12 protein-coding genes are annotated in these 14,050 nt (G+C 56.1%); 6 read left to right on the forward strand and 6 right to left on the reverse strand.

The annotated features are described in order from the left end of the window. The first annotated feature begins 13 nt into the window (after positions 1-13). The 4 genes from IM265_RS01570 (at position 14) to comJ (ending at position 6,032) form a co-directional block, all read left to right on the forward strand. Positions 14-454 (forward strand): DcrB-related protein, encoded by a 441-nt coding sequence (locus IM265_RS01570; RefSeq protein WP_193030832.1) that lies wholly within the window; start codon positions 14-16, stop codon positions 452-454. 3 nt (positions 455-457) lie between these two features. Next, entirely contained in the window at positions 458-4,891 is a 4,434-nt protein-coding gene (locus IM265_RS01575; RefSeq protein ID WP_193030830.1) for an RHS repeat-associated core domain-containing protein, read from the forward strand. 5 nt (positions 4,892-4,896) lie between these two features. Next, entirely contained in the window at positions 4,897-5,103 is a 207-nt protein-coding gene (locus IM265_RS01580) for a hypothetical protein (protein WP_193030828.1), read from the forward strand. Between the two features lie 446 nt (positions 5,104-5,549). Further along, the gene (gene comJ, locus IM265_RS01585; protein ID WP_193030826.1) at positions 5,550-6,032 is read left to right on the forward strand and encodes a competence protein ComJ; all 483 of its coding nucleotides are present in this window, start codon (positions 5,550-5,552) and stop codon (positions 6,030-6,032) included. A gap of 62 nt (positions 6,033-6,094) precedes the next feature. Here comJ and ychF read toward each other — a convergent pair whose 3' ends face one another. After that, a complete protein-coding gene (gene ychF / locus IM265_RS01590; RefSeq protein WP_003856650.1) occupies positions 6,095-7,189 on the reverse strand; it encodes a redox-regulated ATPase YchF in 1,095 nt (364 codons plus the stop codon). A gap of 126 nt (positions 7,190-7,315) precedes the next feature. Then, the gene (gene pth / locus IM265_RS01595; RefSeq protein ID WP_048960163.1) at positions 7,316-7,900 is read right to left on the reverse strand and encodes an aminoacyl-tRNA hydrolase; all 585 of its coding nucleotides are present in this window, start codon (positions 7,898-7,900) and stop codon (positions 7,316-7,318) included. Between the two features lie 274 nt (positions 7,901-8,174). Here pth and ychH point away from each other — a divergent pair, with 274 nt between their 5' ends. Continuing rightward, entirely contained in the window at positions 8,175-8,450 is a 276-nt protein-coding gene (gene ychH / locus IM265_RS01600; protein ID WP_028013466.1) for a stress-induced protein YchH, read from the forward strand. Between the two features lie 122 nt (positions 8,451-8,572). Beyond that, positions 8,573-9,631, forward strand: coding sequence for a MerR family transcriptional regulator (locus IM265_RS01605; protein ID WP_150144088.1), 1,059 nt, complete (start codon positions 8,573-8,575; stop codon positions 9,629-9,631). On the opposite strand, the gene dauA is transcribed toward IM265_RS01605, so the two are convergent. From dauA to lolB, 4 genes are all read right to left on the reverse strand, one after another. Next, complete coding sequence (gene dauA, locus IM265_RS01610; protein WP_100170119.1) at positions 9,617-11,296, reverse strand: C4-dicarboxylic acid transporter DauA; 1,680 nt, start codon at positions 11,294-11,296, stop codon at positions 9,617-9,619. The two genes, IM265_RS01605 and dauA, sit on opposite strands and share 15 nt — an antisense overlap. A 124-nt stretch (positions 11,297-11,420) precedes the next feature. Then, positions 11,421-12,368 (reverse strand): ribose-phosphate diphosphokinase, encoded by a 948-nt coding sequence (gene prs, locus IM265_RS01615; protein WP_003856663.1) that lies wholly within the window; start codon positions 12,366-12,368, stop codon positions 11,421-11,423. Positions 12,369-12,493: 125 nt separating this feature from the next. Next, on the reverse strand, positions 12,494-13,363 hold the full coding sequence (gene ispE, locus IM265_RS01620; RefSeq protein WP_028013463.1) for a 4-(cytidine 5'-diphospho)-2-C-methyl-D-erythritol kinase: 870 nt from the start codon (positions 13,361-13,363) through the stop codon (positions 12,494-12,496). Beyond that, positions 13,360-13,971 carry a lipoprotein insertase outer membrane protein LolB gene (lolB, locus tag IM265_RS01625; protein WP_028013462.1) on the reverse strand — a complete coding sequence of 204 codons (612 nt, stop codon included), beginning with the start codon at positions 13,969-13,971 and terminating at the stop codon, positions 13,360-13,362. The genes ispE and lolB overlap by 4 nt, the downstream gene beginning before the upstream one ends. Between the last annotated feature and the right edge of the window lie 79 nt (positions 13,972-14,050).

A 14,050-nucleotide genomic window follows, 5' to 3' on the forward strand; every position in this document is an offset into this window, starting at 1 on the left:
CCCGAGTTCACTTATGAAATACACCCTCCAGGAAGGTTCGTTTTCCCTATTTCCTGCTGCCTGGCAGGATAACAGCATGAACATCATTCGCGATGACGAAAGCGGGCTGTCCGTGGTGGTCAGCCGCGGCGTGATTCCCGATGGCAGCGACTACAAACAAGAGTTTCACCGCCAGTGGGACGTGCTGCGTCCTCAGATGGGTGAGATTGCCCAGAGCGAATTCCGGAGCGTAAAAGCCGGGCCTGATGGAAAAATTAACGGGCTGGAAGTTGAGACCACCTTTGACCGCAACGGGCAGCGCCTGTGGCAAAAACAGCTGGCCGTGCAGACGCCGGGCAAACCGGTATTGATGATTTTTACCCTCTCGGCACTCAGAGCCTTTACCGAAGAGGACGAGGTGCGCTGGAGCGCGCTTAAGCAGAGTCTGACGCTAAACGACAACCGGAATGTGTAAGGCATGAGCGATAACAACGCGGCCCGTAAGGGCGACGAGATTATTCACTCCAGCATTTTTGCTGACATCACCAGCATTGTGGCGGAAGGTGCCGCCTATGCGGTGATCGGTGCGGCGGTAGGGCTGGCGGCTACGGCTGCGGCACCACTACTCGGTGCCGGAGCCGCCGCAGCGGGCGTGGCGGCGATTGGGTCCAGCTGTCTGTTAAGCGGAATTATCGGTGGTGTGCTGGCGAACGTGGCGGGGATCACAGACGATATCAGCAATGCCGCGGAAGGGTTAGGTAATACGCTTTTCCCGCCGTCGCCTGCGGGCAAAATCACCACCGGTTCGAACAACGTTCTGACCAACGCAATCCCTGCCGCGCGCGCGGCAGGCACGCTCACGCCCGCCGATACCCCGCCCCCTGAGCCGCAGTCGCCGGGCAGCTTTGCCGATTACGCGGGCATGCTGCTTTCCGCCGCCGGACAGTTTGGCAGCGAAATGTGGCAGCCGAGCGTGGCCTCTGCCGCTGCGGGAACTTCGCCGCTGGAAGAAGACAAGGTGGCGTGTGAAAAACACTCCGGGCCGCAGTATCTGGCGGAAGGCTCCAAAAGCGTCTTCATCAACGGCCAGCCTGCGGTGCGCGCGAAAGATCGCACCACCTGCGAAGGCACCGTTTCCGACGATGTCTCTCCTAACGTGATCATCGGCGGGGACACGCTCACGGTCCGCGATATCAAAAGCGGTAAAACGCCGGGTCTGGCGCTGGGGATGATTGCGCTCTCCCTGCTGCGCGGGCGTCCGGGCAAGATCCTGAAAAACATGCCCTGTGCGCTGGCGGCGGCAGGCGGTGGGATGCTGGCGGATATGGCGGTGAATGCCGTGTTTGGCTCCTCGCACCCGGTTCATGCTGCCACCGGCGTGAAGGTGCTGAATGACGACGACGAGCTCGATTTCTCGCTGCCGGGGCGCTTCCCGCTGCGCTGGCAGCGCAGCTATAACAGCCTGACCACCCGCGAAGGGCTGTTCGGTCTGGGCTGGGCTACAACTTTTGACAGCTATCTGACGCTGGAAGATAACAATGCGACCTGGTTCGATGAAACCGGGCGCGAGCTGAGCTTCGAGCTGCCGCCGGTCGACCGCGCGTTTTACAGCATCAGCGAAGGCATCATTATCCGCCGCAATGAGAACGGCGACGTGGCGATTGCCGACGACGACGGCGCGGTGTGGCGTCTGTACAAACCGACCCGCGCGAATCCTTCTATCCTGCGTCTGGCCTCCCTCAGCGACGAATACGGCAACGCGCTGCTGACGGCGTGGGACGAGCACGGCAGGCTGATCGGTCTTCACGACGAGCCGCGGGCGATAGACGTAACCCTGCGCTATGAGGATGAACGTTTCCCGCAGCGGGTTACCGCAGCCAGCCATTTCGACGGCAACCAAACCTGGCCGCTGATGCAGTGGGGCTACGATGCGCGCGGCCAGCTGGCAAGCGCGACGGATGCCTCCGGCGTGGTGACGCGTGAATACCGTTACAACGACCACGGCCTGATGGTCTGGCACCGCTTGCCCGGGGGGCTGGAGAGCGAATACCGCTGGCAAAAATTCGACCACTGGCGCGTGGTGGAAAACCGCACCAGCACCGGCGATGGCTGCCGCTTTAGCTACGATTTAGACGCGGGGCTGACGACCGTCGAGCACTACGACGGCCAGACGCGACGCCACTACTGGAACGCACAGAATCTGATTGTGCGCTACGTCGACGAGCGCGGTGAAAACTGGCGCTACGAGTGGGACGATAACGAGCTTCTGACGCGTCGCATCGATCCGCTCGGCAATGCCGTCACCTTCGTTTACGACGAGATGGGCAACCGGGTGCAGGAGATCGACGCCGATGGCAATACCCGCACCACCACCTGGCTGGAGCACCGCGCGCTTCCCTCGGCCATTATCGAAGCCGACGGCAGCGCCACCCGCTTCTGGTACGACGAACACCACGGGCTGAAGCGCGTGGTGGATCCGCTGGGGCAGACCACGAAGCTGCGCCGGGACGAGTTTGGCCAGGTTGTGGAAGAGGTCGATGCCGCAGGCAACAGCCGCTATCAGGAGTACAACGAGGCCGGACAGGTTGTCCGTTCGACGGACTGTTCCGGGCGTGTTACCCGCTATCGCTATCATCCGCTGGGCTGGCTGGTGGCTGAGACAGGCGCCGACGGTGAAGAGACGCGCTACCGCTACGACGCCGCAGGGCGCCCGGTGCAGCTCGATCGCCCGGAAGGCTGGACGGAATCGCTCACATGGAACGAACGTGGCCTGCCGGTGAAGCATGCGGGCGCCGACGGGAAAGAGAGTGAGTTCAGATACGATGCGGCGGGGCGCTTAACCGCCACCCGTAATACGCAGGGTGAAGAGGTCCGTCGCCGCTGGGACAGCCGCGGGCGTCTGATTGCCCTGGAAAACGAAAACGGCGAAGCGTACCAGTTCCGCTGGGGCGCTGACTCGCTGCTGCTGGAAGAGGTAGGGCTTGATGGCGTGGCCTCGCAGTATCGCTATGATGCCTGCGGACGCACGATAGCGCGCACGTTTGCCGCCGGCCATCCGGAGGCCATCACCCACGCCTTCGCCTGGAGCGCGAGCGGCCAGCTGGTCGCCCGCACCACGCCAGAAGGGCAGACCCGCTACCACTACACGCCGTCCGGGCTGTTAAGCCGGATTGGGCTGCATCCGGCGCTTTCAGCCGACGCATGGACCACCGAGGCAGAGCAGGAGCTTGCCTTTGAGTATGACGCGCTTGGTCGCGTTACGCGCGAAGCGAGCGAGCATGGTGAGCTGGCGTGGGGATATGATGCGCTGGGCAACCGCACCTCCGTTACGCTGCCCGATGGCCGCGAGCTGAAGCAGTTCTACTACGGCAGCGGGCATCTGCTCAGCATTGCCCTCGATAAGCTGTCGGTTTCCGACTTTACCCGCGACGAGCTTCACCGTGAAACCAGCCGCACGCAGGGGCTGCTGACCACCCGCAGCGAATACGACCGCCTTGGTCGCCTGCATCGGCGGGACGTCTTTACCGGCAACGCTCAGCGCCCGTCGCCGCGCCGCTGGTCCCGCCGCTGGGATTACGACTACCGCAATAATCTGGTTCGCGAAGAGCGGGACGATAATCCGTTCAGCTGGTACCGCTGGCAGTACGACAGCGCCGGGCGCCTGCTGGTGCAGGACGGCACGCTGCCCGGACAGGAGCAGTGGCGCTGGGATGCAGCCGGTAACCCGCTCGAAGGATCTGCTGAGAAGGTCACGCATAACCGCCTGACGCAACTGAACGGCATTCGCTGGCGCTATGATGTCCACGGACGCACCGTGGAGAAAGATAACGGCCAGACCCGCTGGCACTACCGCTACGACGGTGAGCACCGCCTGACGGAGGTGATCAGCCAGCCGCGGGACCGCAACAGGCCGCAGACGCAGGTCAGCTTCCGCTACGATCCGCTCGGGCGACGCATCAGCAAAACGCGCCGCCAGATGCTGGGCGGCCAGCCAACCGGTAAGCCTGTCACCACGCGGTTTGTCTGGGAAGGGTTCCGGCTGTTGCAGGAAGTGCACGGGGAAGTGCCACTGACCTACGTTTACAGCGATCAGGACAGCTACGATCCGCTGGCGCGTATCGACGGGGTTGATGCCCCGGAAATATTCTGGTTCCACTGTCAGCCGAACGGCACGCCGGAACGGATGACGGATAGCGAAGGACAGGTGCGCTGGGAAGGGGTGAACAGCGCCTGGGGCAAATTGCTGCGGGAAAGCGAGACGCAGGTATCAGGATATTCCCAGAACCTGCGTATGCAGGGGCAATATCTGGACCGTGAGACAGGGCTGCACTACAATCTGTTCCGATATTACGACCCGGACTGCGGAAGGTTTACGCAGCAGGACCCGATAGGGCTGGCGGGGGGGATAAACCTTTACCAGTATGCGCCGAATGCGCTGGGGTGGGTGGATCCGTGGGGGTTGAGCCGTGAGTGTAGCGGTAAAACCAAACCTGATTTTTATGTCGGTCCAAGTGGCCCTAGTTCAACTATGCCTTCTACAGCATATCGTTATATGGATAGCAAATATGCTCCACAGACAATAGAAAATAAATCAGCCCCGTTAAGTTATTTTGGGTATACGAAATATAAATCTGCACATGAAGCCAGGGACGCCTATCAAATTTTTTATGAAAAAGGTAATCCAGATTCATGGAGTGATGCTCGTTTATTAGGTGAGTTTGATACATTACAACTGTATAAAAATGGAGTGCCTCAGGTGCAAGTACCTCTTGCCAATGGTGGCCGAGGGCCTGGATATGAGCTTTTCACCAGTGCATACCCTGAGTATGGTAAAGGTGGGGCATTACAGTTGCTACCAATCGAACGTAATTTCCCTGTTATTTTTGAACGTGTAACTATAATTCCGGAGTAAAAGCGATGACAGATGAAGAGTTACGAAAGAATCTTGTTTTTTTAATAAAAAAATATGTTCCGGAAAGTCAACAAAAAGCATTTTATGATGATATATCAAAGTCTGTTGTACCAGTGAAAGGTATTTTAGCTGACTTCAATAAAATCAAAACTAGAACTGTTGATGAAGTTGATGGAGATTTGATACGGGATATTTACTTTTATTTTTGTTGATAGCTAATTACATTGAAAATTTTTTTCTCCGTTCGTTTTTTTATATTTTTTTTGCTGGCGAATGGGGCGGTAAAAAGATAAAGATTATCTTTACCGGCAATTCTAATATCAGTAAAGGCGTTTGGAGAATTATTGGTCAGGCTGATCTTATAGAAGAAAAAATAACTGGAAATATTTAATTATGCTGGGGTTTGTATAACGGAGAGGACTAAACCAGGCGGTTATCTGTTGCCGAATACTCTAATCAAACTACAATGGGGCGGTAGGGTTTGCACTTGTTGCTAACATTCTGCTCAATGTTTGAGCATCAGGGGAAGAGTGTTTCCCCTGTCAGTTTTCATATTACAGCTACATATTAATTCTTTAAAGAATTTCACAAGCATTTTATTTTTGATGGGCTGATTTCACATTATCGGTAGAGCGATAATAGAAATCGAGGTAATGTGATGAATGATAAAAAAATACAAATAGTTGATCTACTGATTTCGCATAGTCAAATATTGTTACGATCCAGAGACTATGACGAAAAGCTGAGTCAGTGGGGAAAAGGCAATGTTTCTCAAGGTGCTGTTCTACACAAGGATTATGTTATATTCGATCCACTACCAGAGGATGCATTTGGAGCAAACGTCTATATTAAAATAGATAATACTTTTATATTAGATAATAATGCTCAACGCTGCATGGTAGTGCCATTTTTTATTACGGATAAAAATAAGCTTCAGATAGCTTCTGCGGCAGAGAAATTTGACGTAAACATTGATGTAACCAATAAAACGTATTCGCTCTTTTATGAGATTTGTGAAGGAGATGAAATTTATTATAATTTAACTCTAGTTCCGGATAAAGACACTATCACTGCTAAATTTTTATTAGACGATCCATGGGGAGGGGTAAAAGGCTACCCTCTCAAAGAAGGTCTTTTTTAAAGTTAAAACAACTAAATAAAAAAATCCACGCCAAAGCGTGGATTTTTTTCATTCAAAACAAATCAAACGTTAAACAGGAAGTTCATCACATCGCCATCTTTAACGATGTAATCTTTCCCTTCCGCACGCATCTTGCCTGCTTCTTTCGCGCCTTGCTCACCCTTGTAGGTGATAAAGTCCTCAAACGCGATAGTCTGCGCACGAATGAAGCCCTTCTCGAAGTCGGTGTGGATCTTACCGGCCGCCTGAGGCGCAGTCGCACCCACAGGAATCGTCCAGGCACGCACTTCCTTCACGCCAGCGGTGAAGTAGGTCTGCAGGTTCAGCAGCTCATAGCCCGCGCGGATCACGCGGTTCAGGCCCGGCTCTTCCAGACCCAACTCGGCCATGAACTCTTCACGGTCGGCGTCGTCCAGCTCGGCGATATCGGACTCAACGGCTGCGCAAACCGCCACAACCACAGAACCTTCCGCCGCGGCAATTTCACGCACTTTGTCCAGGTACGGGTTGTTCTCGAAACCGTCTTCGTTAACGTTGGCAATGTACATGGTTGGCTTCAGGGTCAGGAAGCTCAGGTATTTGATCGCCGCTTTGTCTTCGTCAGTCAGGTTTTTCAGCGCGCGCAGCATGCCCGCATTTTCCAGCTGTGGCAGGCATTTTTCCAGCGCAGCCAGTTCCGCTTTCGCGTCCTTGTCGCCGCCTTTGGCTTTCTTCTGCACGCGGTGAATTGCACGTTCGCAGGTGTCGAGGTCAGAGAGCGCCAGCTCGGTGTTGATAACGTCGATATCGTCAGCCGGATCCACTTTGTTGTTTACGTGGATGATGTTGTCGTTCTCGAAGCAGCGCACAACGTGGCCGATCGCTTCAGTTTCACGGATGTTGGTCAGGAACTGGTTGCCCAGGCCTTCACCTTTGGATGCGCCTTTTACCAGGCCCGCGATGTCCACGAACTCCATGGTGGTGGGCAGAATGCGCTGCGGCTTCACGATTTCCGCAAGCTGGTCCAGACGCGGGTCCGGCATTGGCACCACGCCGGTGTTAGGTTCGATAGTACAGAACGGGAAGTTCGCCGCTTCGATACCCGCTTTGGTAAGCGCGTTAAACAGGGTGGATTTGCCCACGTTTGGCAGACCGACGATACCGCATTTGAATCCCATTTCTAAATCACCTTAATATCTTGATAATCAATCCGTTAACGATAACCGATTGATGAAAAGTAAATAACTACGCCTATTATACACGTAACCCGCATGACGCGCGGTAAAAAAGCCGTATCGGGCGGATTATTGCGCTTTGAAAGCGTGTAAGCGATTTGTCGCTTTGGTTAAGCCGTCTTGCAGCCAGACTTCAGTGCAGCGCGCCGCTTCGTCTACCGCCTCGTCAATCAGTTTTTGTTCTGAAACCGGGGGCTTACCGAGCACGAAACCGACAACTTTGTTTTTATCGCCCGGATGGCCGATTCCCACGCGCAAACGGTGGAAATTCGGGTTATTGCCCAACTTGCTGATGATGTCTTTAAGACCGTTGTGACCGCCGTGTCCGCCGCCCAGCTTGAATTTTGCTACGCCAGGCGGGAGATCCAGCTCATCGTGAGCCACCAGAATTTCATCCGGGTTGATGCGATAAAACGTTGCCATTGCCGCCACCGCTTTACCACTCAGGTTCATAAAGGTGGTGGGCACCAGCAGGCGAACATCCGCTCCTGCAAGGTTGATGCGTGAGGTGTAGCCGAAGAATTTAGGTTCTTCACGCAGGGGAGCACGTAACCGTTCGGCCAGCAGATCGACGTACCATGCCCCGGCGTTGTGGCGGGTGGCCGCATACTCCGCGCCCGGGTTGGCGAGGCCGACAATCAGTTTAATCGTCACGATTCAATTCCTAATGGGTTCCAGATCTGGCGCGTAGTTTACTGTCTGGCGCGCCGCTTGACAAAATTCTGCGGTTATCCCGGCGAAATTCGAATAATTACTCATCTGAACAATTAGAATTTCAAGCTGTTCAACGCCTTATTTGTAAACTTTTGTTTGTGCGTTATTCGTAATTGTGATCATTCACGCAACTCATAAAAGGGGCGTTGTCTATACTTTACACACAAGGATTAGGGGCTTTTCCCCTGACAACCCAAAGTTCCGGAGGTGACATATGAAACGCAAAAACGCTTCGATGCTCGGTAACGTGCTAATGGGGTTGGGACTGTTCGTGATGGTAGTCGGCGTAGGTTATTCCATTTTAAACCAACTGCCGCAGCTTGATCTCCCACAATACTTCGCGCATGGCGCGGTATTGAGCATCTTCCTCGGTGCAGTATTGTGGCTCGCCGGGGCGCGCGTGAGCGGACATGAGGAAGTCTGCGATAAATATTGGTGGGTGCGCCACTACGACAAACGCTGTCGTCGTGACCAGCATAAGCACAGCTAGTGCCTGATTAAGAACATCGAAACGACTCCATCCGGAGTCGTTTTTTTTTTGCATAGCATATTGACCCTCACGTAACGTAAGGCTCCAGAGTGGTGGCACTGGCAAAGTAAAAAGGAGCAGTTATGTTGATTCAGGTGGGTGAGCTGGCGAAACGAGCCGGTATCACCGTGCGGACATTGCATCACTACGAGCAAACAGGGCTGTTGCTGCCTTCTGCCAGAAGCGCGGCAGGTTACCGGCTTTACAACCTGGCGGATGTCCAGCGTCTGCACATGATCCAGGCGCTGGCAAAAGCGGGGCTGGAACTTGCCGAAATCAGGGATTTTCTGGAAAAGGAGTCGCTGTCGTTGACCGAGCTACTCGATGCGCAAATCACGCTGCTGGATAAACAGCTGCGCAGCATACACACGCTGCGCGACCGGCTGGTGGAGCTGCGTACCGGGCTTACCGACGATGCGACGCCGGATCTGGAGTCCTGGCTACAGACTCTGGAGTTAATGAATATGTACGATCGCTGGTTTAGCAAAGAAGAGTTACAGCAGTTGCCGTTTGCGGTACAGAAGGATGCGCTGGCGGCTATCTGGTCAGGGATGGTGGCAGAGGCTAACGCGCTGCTGGAACAGGATATACCCGTTACTGACACGCGGGCGATGGATCTGGCGACCCGCTGGATGGAACGTCTTGAACAGGACACGGCGGGCAAGCCGGAGTTTCTCACCCGGCTGAACGAGATGCACAGCGTAGAGCCACAGATGCAGGCGCAGACCGGCATCACCCCGGAGATGACAGATTACATCACGCGGGCGTTTGCGGAATCTAAGCTCAGCATATGGGAGAAGTATCTCACCGCCGAAGAGATGGCCTTTACCCGGGCACATTATTTTGACCGCATGATGGAGTGGCCGCCGCTGGTGGCGAAACTGCATCAGGCGCAGCGGGACAATATCGCTCCTGACTCGAAGGAGGCGCAAAAGCTGGCTGAAAACTGGCTGGCATTGTTCCAGTCCTACGCAGGCACCAACCCCGAGACCCAGCAAAAGTTTCGTACGGCTATGCAGCAGGAGCCGCATCTGATGAAAGGAACCTGGATGACGCCTGCCGTGCTTGCATGGCTCCAGCAGGCGATCGGGGTGATGATGCAGAGACGTTTCTCTGCATCAGGTAACTCACAGATCCGCTAACGCGGCTTCACGGTTAGGATAAAAGGCAAGGCGGCCAGGGATCGGCTGCACGCCCGCACGCGCCATCGTGCGCAGGGGCTGGAATTCCAGGTTGCTGACCCGCAGCTCGCAGCCTTCCGGCAGACGTTTCACAAAGCGCTGGAAGGCATCCAGACCGCCGGCATCCAGAACCGGGACGGCATCCCACTTCAGCACCACAACCCGTTTCCCCGCGATGCGGGACTCCAGATCGCTGAACAATCCTTCCGCCGCGGCAAAGAAGAGCGGGCCAATCACGCGCAGCACCAGCACATCCTCAGGCACCTCCACGTTAACCGGAGAGAGGCGCGTCATCTGCGCGATGCGGCGCATAAATAGCAGGGACGCGAGCACGATCCCGACGCTGATGGCGATAACCATATCGAACAGCACGGTCAGCGACATGCAGATCAGCATCACGATGATGTCGTCTTTCGGCGCACGGCGCAGCAGATTCACCACCTTATGCGCCTCGCTCATGTTCCAGGCCACCATCAGCAGCAGGGCGGCCATGGCGGAAAGCGGCAGCCAGGAGAGCAGTGGGGCAAGGATCAGCAGCGCCAGAATCACCAGCACGGAGTGGATAACCGCTGAAACGGGGGAAGTCGCACCTGCGCGCACGTTTGCCGCAGAACGGGCGATGGCTGCCGTGGCGGTAATCCCGCCAAAGAATGGTGCGATGAGGTTGCCTAAGCCCTGACCGACCAGTTCGCTGTTGGCTTTGTGCTTGGTGCCGGTCATGCCGTCGAGCACCACGGCGCACAGCAGGGATTCAATCGCTCCCAGCATCGCCATAGAGAACGCGGCGGGCAGCAGGGCGTGAAGGGAATCCCAGCTCAGGGTGAAGCTCGAACCAGGCATGTCCCACGGCAGCACCAGCTGCGGCAGCAGCTGCGGAATGCCGTTACCCTGCGAACCGTCCGCCAGAACATAGTGGAACTGCGAGCCGATAGTCGCGACATGACCGCCGAACATATTGACGATAGCCATCACCGCGCAGCCCAGCAGCAGGGCGGGCAGATGGCCCGGCAGGCGAATACCGAGGCGAGGCCATACGATCAGCGTCCCCAGGGTGACTATTCCGATGGCGGCGTCGCCCAGGTTGGCCGTTGGCAGCGCCATAAACAGCGCCCCCACTTTTTGTAAATAGTGCTCCGGGACGTGGGGCATCTGCAGACCGAGAAAATCTTTGATCTGCATGGTTCCGATGGTGATCCCAATCCCCGAGGTGAACCCCAGCGTCACGGAAAGGGGAATGTATTCAATCAGGCGACCGAAACGGGCCAGACCGAACAGAATCAAAAAGACGCCGGACATCAGGGTGGCAACCAGCAGGCCTGCCAGACCAAACTGTTGTGAAACCGGGTAGAGGATCACCACAAAAGCGGCGGTCGGGCCGGAGACGCTGAAGCGCGAGCCGCCCGTCAGGGCAATAACAATCCCGGCAACGGCCGAGGTGTACAGACCGTACTGTGGCGCAACGCCGCTGCCAATCGCCAGCGCCATCGCCAGCGGGATGGCAATAATTCCGACGGTGATCCCGGCAATCAGGTCACGGATAAAGCGTGACGAGGTGTACTTCTCTTTCCAGCAGGCGTCGATGAGGGCGCGAAAGGGCAGAACATGTGAGGAGGCTACGTTTTTCACAATTATCTATCATCCGTGTGCGCATCATCTGTCATATGAATGGCAGGTGAAGGAGGCATTAATCATACAAATAAAACCCAGAGACAAAAAAACCCGCCGCAGCGGGTTTTTTGGCCGTGTTCGATTAGTGTTCGAACATTGCAGAGATGGATTCTTCGTTGCTGATACGACGAATCGCTTCGGCCAGCATCCCGGACAGAGTCAGGGTACGCACGTTTGGCAGTGCCTTGATCTCGTCGCTCAGTGGGATGGTATCGCATACCACAACTTCGTCAATGACGGAGTTGCGCAGGTTGTTCACGGCATTACCGGAGAAGATCGGGTGGGTCGCGTAAGCGAACACGCGCTTGGCACCGCGCTCTTTCAGCGCTTCAGCGGCTTTACACAGCGTACCGCCGGTATCGATCATGTCGTCAACCAGCACGCAGTCGCGGCCAGCCACGTCACCGATGATGTGCATCACCTGAGAAACGTTAGCGCGCGGACGACGCTTGTCGATGATCGCCATGTCGGTATCGTTCAGCAGCTTAGCGATAGCACGGGCACGTACCACGCCGCCGATGTCCGGAGAAACCACGATTGGGTTATCCAGGTTCAGCTGCAGCATGTCTTCCAGCAGGATTGGGCTGCCGAATACGTTATCAACCGGGACGTCGAAGAAGCCCTGGATCTGCTCTGCGTGCAGGTCAACGGTCAGTACGCGGTCAACGCCGACGCTGGACAGGAAGTCAGCAACAACTTTTGCGGTGATTGGCACACGCGCGGAACGGACGCGACGGTCCTGGCGGGCATAACCAAAGTAAGGGATAACAGCAGTGATACGGCCTGCGGAAGCGCGACGCAGAGCGTCGACCATAACAACCAGTTCCATCAGGTTGTCGTTTGTTGGAGCACAGGTGGACTGGATGATGAAAATATCACCACCGCGTACATTTTCGTTAATTTGTACGCTGACTTCGCCGTCGCTAAAGCGACCTACGGCGGCGTCGCCGAGGGAAGTGTACAGGCGGTTGGCAATACGTTGTGCTAGTTCCGGGGTGGCGTTACCAGCAAAAAGCTTCATATCAGGCACGAGAAGAACCTCAGGCATGCGTCCAGTGGTGGATAGCGTTCGCCGCAAACTGCGGGGCCTAAGCGAAGGCTATCCAGGCGGTGTATTAAAGAGCGCGATGCAACGTCTGGAACAGGGTGACGTTGTCACCGAAACTCAGTCTGCGCCAGAATGGCCTGCTGTAGGGGGGAGGTGTTCATCCCGCGCGCTACAAAACCATGCAGCCAATCCGGCGCTTGCTCAAGCACCTGACGGGCGGCGGATTCGGTGTCAAATTCAGCAAAGACACAGGCCCCTGTACCGGTCAGGCGCGACGGCGCGTATTCTAACAGCCAGGAAAGCACCGCATCAACCTCGCGAAAACGTTTTCTTGCGATATCCTCGCAATCGTTGCTGAATTCACAATTTAATAACGTTTCTATTGACCGTACCGGGGTATTTCTTTTCAGGTCAGGATCTTTAAAGATGACCGGGGTCGGAATGCTCACGCCGGGGTGGGCAACCAGATACCATTTCTCCGGCGGGTTGACCGGGGAGAGGATCTCGCCCACGCCCTCGGCAAAGGCCGCGTGGCCGCGAACAAACACAGGGACATCTGCGCCCAGCGTTAAGCCCAAACCAGCCAGTTCATCCGTCGACAGCCCGCAGCCCCAGAGGTGGTTCAGCGCAACCAGCACGGTGGCGGCGTTGGATGAGCCCCCGCCGAGACCGCCACCCATCGGCAGACGCTTCTCAATGCGGATATCCGCACCGCTTCCCGCCGGCAGACGGCCCGATTCCGCGGCGGCTTTCATCAGCAGGCGCGCGGCGCGGACGATCAGGTTGTCCTCATGCGCCACGCCGTCGACCGGCGTCAGCAGGCAAATCTGCCCATCCTGACGCGGCTCGATGGCAATCGTGTCGCCATAGTCAATAAACTGAAACAGCGTCTGCAGAGTGTGATAGCCGTCAGCACGCTGGCCGGTGATGTATAAAAACAGGTTCAGTTTTGCCGGAGAAGGCCAGTGGGTCATCATTTAACGATCCAGTTGTCCATTTTCAGCTTGATGCGCTGGCTGCCCTGGGTCAGCTCCATGTTTGATGGCAGCGAAGGTTTACTCTTGCTGTCATAGGCGCTGTACACCACTTTCCAGGTTTTGCCGTTCTGGGTGTAGTTGACCTGGCTCAGACGGTATTGATCGTCAAGCGTATAGTCGGTCGCTTCGCCCGGCAGGCCGAGGATCCACTGGCGCAGGCTGTTCAGCGGAATTGGCATCCCGGTCAGCTTGCCAATCATCTCTTCAGCATCAGTCGCCGTGTAGTGCTGGCCTTTGTTATCGGTGATCTGCGCTTCGCCCGGTTTGGCGATAAGCTCCAGCTCGGTGCTGCCCAGCGGGTTCAGCAGCAGCAGGCGATAGTTGTCCTGCCCCGTTTGCTGCCAGAAGAAGCGGGCATAAACCTTTTGTTCGTCAGAGAGATACGCGAAGGCGCCGCGCGTCTGGTACTGCTTCAAATTAAGGACGTCCTGCTGGTGCTGACGCCACTGCGGTGAATCAGGGCTTTTGCCCGGGCCTTTTGGTTGGGTGACAGTACAGGCGGTCAGAACCAGTGCTGCCAGCGGCAGCAGGCGAATCAGTCGGGTCATAATGAGGACAAATCCTTGAGATACGTTGCAGTTATAACTGTTAATGCTAGCGCCCCGCAGTGCTACCGTCTACGTTCAA

The sequence above is a fragment of the Enterobacter cloacae complex sp. P17RS genome (assembly GCF_014895885.1).
Lineage (GTDB): Bacteria > Pseudomonadota > Gammaproteobacteria > Enterobacterales > Enterobacteriaceae > Enterobacter > Enterobacter bugandensis.

What these genes read in the sequence shown, in the direction of transcription:
- IM265_RS01570 (WP_193030832.1), top strand. Translation starts at nt 14, where the DNA reads ATGAAATACACCCTCCAGGAAGGTTCGTTTTCCCTATTTCCTGCTGCC.
- IM265_RS01575 (WP_193030830.1), top strand. Translation starts at nt 458, where the DNA reads ATGAGCGATAACAACGCGGCCCGTAAGGGCGACGAGATTATTCACTCC.
- IM265_RS01580 (WP_193030828.1), top strand. Translation starts at nt 4,897, where the DNA reads ATGACAGATGAAGAGTTACGAAAGAATCTTGTTTTTTTAATAAAAAAA.
- comJ (WP_193030826.1), top strand. Translation starts at nt 5,550, where the DNA reads ATGAATGATAAAAAAATACAAATAGTTGATCTACTGATTTCGCATAGT.
- ychF (WP_003856650.1), bottom strand. Translation starts at nt 7,189, where the DNA reads ATGGGATTCAAATGCGGTATCGTCGGTCTGCCAAACGTGGGCAAATCC.
- ychH (WP_028013466.1), top strand. Translation starts at nt 8,175, where the DNA reads ATGAAACGCAAAAACGCTTCGATGCTCGGTAACGTGCTAATGGGGTTG.
- IM265_RS01605 (WP_150144088.1), top strand. Translation starts at nt 8,573, where the DNA reads ATGTTGATTCAGGTGGGTGAGCTGGCGAAACGAGCCGGTATCACCGTG.
- ispE (WP_028013463.1), bottom strand. Translation starts at nt 13,363, where the DNA reads ATGATGACCCACTGGCCTTCTCCGGCAAAACTGAACCTGTTTTTATAC.
- lolB (WP_028013462.1), bottom strand. Translation starts at nt 13,971, where the DNA reads ATGACCCGACTGATTCGCCTGCTGCCGCTGGCAGCACTGGTTCTGACC.